Origin of the sequence: Pseudomonas sp. AD21, assembly GCF_002878485.1 — a bacterium.
Classification (GTDB): Bacteria; Pseudomonadota; Gammaproteobacteria; order Pseudomonadales; family Pseudomonadaceae; genus Aquipseudomonas.
Genome location: NZ_NQYG01000134.1, coordinates 1 through 1013, shown reverse-complemented (window position 1 = coordinate 1013; position 1013 = coordinate 1). Strand labels below are relative to the sequence as shown.

Annotated in this window: 1 protein-coding gene; it reads left to right on the top strand. The window is 60.9% G+C overall.

Going from position 1 to position 1013, the window contains the following annotated elements; genetic code table 11:
* Nucleotides 1-1013: immunoglobulin-like domain-containing protein (locus tag PseAD21_RS29330; RefSeq protein ID WP_178082187.1), on the top strand; the 1013-nt coding region annotated here is incomplete at both ends.

The window sequence follows — 1013 nt, the reverse complement described above, 5'->3', positions numbered from 1 at the left end:
TCTACAAAGATGCCGGCACCGTGCAGGCAACGATCACCAATGCCAGCGGCGGCAACTTCGAAAATCTGGTATCGAGCACCGTGCCGGCCGTGACTCAGGTCACCGACACCATCGACACTACCTCGGTCAAACTGACCGCGACCGAGTCCGCTGCTGAAGGTGGCACCGTCACCTACACCGCGACTGTCGGTGCTCCGGTAACTGGTTCGCCAGTCGTGGTGACCCTGGCCAATGGTCAGAACATCACCATCGAAGTCGGCAAAACCACTGGCACCGTGACCACTACCGCGCCGAACGATGCGCTGAACGGTCATGCACCGTTGACCAACGCCATCACCGACGTGAGCGGCGGTAACTACGAAAATCTGGTCGCTGACAAAACGCCGGTCAGCACCACCGTCACTGACACCGTGGACACGACGAACCTGTCGCTCAGTGCCACCAACTCGGTCGCCGAAGGTGGTTCGATCACCTACACCGCGACCCTGACCAACGCGGCTGGCTCGCCAGTCACCGTGACCCTGTCCAACGGTTCGGTGATCACCATCGAAGCCGGCAAAACCACTGGCAGCGTGACCGTTCCGGCCCCAGCCGATGACGTCTACAAAGACGCCGGCAAGGTTGAAGTCACCATCAACGGTGCAACCGGCGGCAACTTCGAGAACCTCGTTCCGAGCACTGCTCCGGCAGTGACTGAAGTCACTGACACCATCGACACCACGTCGGTGAAACTGACCGCAACCGAGTCCGCTGCTGAAGGTGGCACCGTCACCTACACCGCGACTGTTGGCGCTCCAGTGACCGGCTCGCCTGTGGTCGTGACCCTGGCTAACGGTCAGAACATTACCATCGAAGTCGGCAAGACCACCGGCACTGTAACCACCACCGCGCCAAACGATGCGTTGAACGGCCATGCGCCACTGACCAACGCAATCACCGGCGTGAGTGGCGGCAATTACGAGAATCTGGTGGCCGACAAAACCCCGGTCAGCACCACCGTGACCGACACCGTC